This window comes from Vibrio sp. 10N.247.310.24 (assembly GCF_041467175.1).
In the GTDB taxonomy this organism is placed as follows: Bacteria; Pseudomonadota; Gammaproteobacteria; order Enterobacterales; family Vibrionaceae; genus Vibrio; species Vibrio tasmaniensis_A.
The window spans coordinates 1-2,229 of sequence record NZ_JBFSUD010000164.1; the positions used below are offsets into that span (position 1 = coordinate 1).

Here is a 2,229-nt window from a genome sequence, read left to right on the forward strand (position 1 = left end):
CAGCTCGGAAGGATCCTTCAACCGATCACTTTGGCTTTAACTGATCGGCATTAACGCCTAGCGTGGTCTTTTTGTATCTACGTCTTATGCATCATTTGCTGACTGTCTTGTCACTAGTTTCTCTTAGTGGTATCACCTGACTCTCTTTTCTTAGCTACCCTTCTCGTTAATCACCCTTCTCGTTAACTACTAATAGTGACATCCCTATATTTTGCTTTCTGATAGTAATGAACTAATGAACTAATGAACTAATGAAAGCAACGCGAGAGCACTAATAAAAAGAAAGGGCTGCGATTATGCAGCCCTTTGTCGTTCTTGTTTATGGTAAGCGTTTATGCCAGTGGTTATGCCGCTTTAATGTGCGTGGTAATGTACGGTTGCCATGCTTGTTGGTAAAGCTCTAAAGATTGGCGTCTTAGGCTATTGATTTGTGCCGCTTCGATATCGTTGATTGGGCGATGTTCTGCAATTGCGTGACGCTCAATGCCTTGGATGATTTCGTAGAGTTCGTGCTCAGGGCCACTTTTCACATCAGCAATCGCTTTTAAGTGAAGTTGAACCTCTGCAATGATGTTGGTTTTAGGCAAACGAACCAACAAGTTAAGGTCACGGTAACCAGAGTCAGCTGGCGATTTAAACTTGTTTTTCAGCTTAACAACGTCTGCTTCACGGCTTAGCGCTTCGTAAACTTCAACCAAGCTTTCTACATCGTTCGCGATGATAGTTGCTCGGGCTAAGTCTGTAATTTTTGTTACGTCACCATCAAGCTCAAGAGCGATTTTTTCTTCTGCACGAGCTTGAGATTTAACGCCAGCAAAGAGCGCTTCAGAGTTGGTGAGTAGGGCAGTACTTTTACAGATAGTTTCTAGTTCAGCTTGGCCTTGATGCGCTTTGCTGTACAGAATATCGAAGTCGGTGTAAGGCTGAGTAGGACGTGAGTCGAATGCTTTTATGCCATACAAGCCGCTTAGACTATGGCGGAATACATTTGATGAAACTTGGTTTTGCGATGACGATGTACGCGATTGATCTGTTGAACTTGTTGAAACAGGTGCTGCTGCGAATGCAGGCGCTCGGCTCAATACCAGAAGCATTAGGGCCGTCGTACGGAGAAATACACTCATTCAAACTCCAAAATACAAGGTTACAAAAACGGGTAGTCAAAAGGGGTAACCAGTAACGCAAAAGAGTAAAAACAGCTTAACTTAACTCACTACATATTAAATGGGGCTAGTTAAGACCGAAACCAACTCTAACGTTTAATATTGCTTTAAAATGTGAAGATATAGACAAATAATCCAACCGTTAGTTCCGCAATTATTAGAACTTTGAACTTAGCCAGTTTCTGATTTCATCGAAACCAATTTGGTACTTTAAACCAAGCTAAGGTTGCTCTTACCTCTCTATACTGTACCCTTGCATTATGACTGTTTAACATGAACGAAAGATGAATAATCCTGAATTTTGGCACAATAAATGGGCAGCCAACCAAATTGGTTTCCACCTCGAAGATGTAAACCCACTTCTGATTAAATTTTGGGAAAAGACTGAGCCTAACTACGAGAAGAGTGTGTTTGTTCCACTTTGTGGCAAGAGTGAAGATTTGATTTGGTTAGCGACCAAGCATGAAGAGGTTCAAGGTGTCGAGTTAAGCCAGATTGCAGTTCGCGCATTTTTTGCAGAGCACCTTTACACACCGACAGTGACTCAAATTAGCGGTCAGCACGAGCTGTATCAATTCGATGAACTGAACATCTACACGGGTGATTACTTCACAGCACCAATCCAGCCTGTCGATACCATTTATGATCGCGCGTCTTTAGTCGCATTGCCTGCTGAGATTCGCGCGCAATATGTGGAACGTTTAAAGCAACTGTTAAAGCCAGGCGGCAAGATTTTATTGGTGACATTGGACTACGATCAAAGCGAGATGGCAGGGCCTCCGTTTAGCGTACCTAAGCTAGAGATCGATCAGTTGTTTGCTGGTTATAAGATTACTTTGTTGAATCAAGATATCGCAGGCGATGAACACCCTAAGATTGCGAAGAAAGGCTTGTCGCGATTCAGTGAAGAAGTGTATTTGATTGAGTCAGAAGCTTAAGCGCTTTGAACTCTCAAGCAAACAGATGATTTCGATACAAAAGATAACACCAACAAAAAGACGGGCTCGATAGCCTAATGCCGTTCACTTAAGAGTGAACGGCATTTTTGTTCTTAGCATACCGTTGT

The 2,229-nt window shown here is 42.5% G+C and carries 2 protein-coding genes; one reads left to right on the top strand and one right to left on the bottom strand.

Going from position 1 to position 2,229, the window contains the following annotated elements; genetic code table 11:
- Nucleotides 1–344: 344 nt before the first annotated feature.
- Nucleotides 345–1,124 (bottom strand): phosphoribosylglycinamide formyltransferase, encoded by a 780-nt coding sequence (locus tag AB6E08_RS23040; protein WP_372066957.1) that lies wholly within the window; start codon nt 1,122–1,124, stop codon nt 345–347.
- Between the two features lie 323 nt (nt 1,125–1,447).
- Between AB6E08_RS23040 and AB6E08_RS23045 the strand changes: the two genes are divergently transcribed.
- Nucleotides 1,448–2,101 (top strand): thiopurine S-methyltransferase, encoded by a 654-nt coding sequence (locus AB6E08_RS23045; protein WP_372066954.1) that lies wholly within the window; start codon nt 1,448–1,450, stop codon nt 2,099–2,101.
- Nucleotides 2,102–2,229 lie beyond the last annotated feature (128 nt).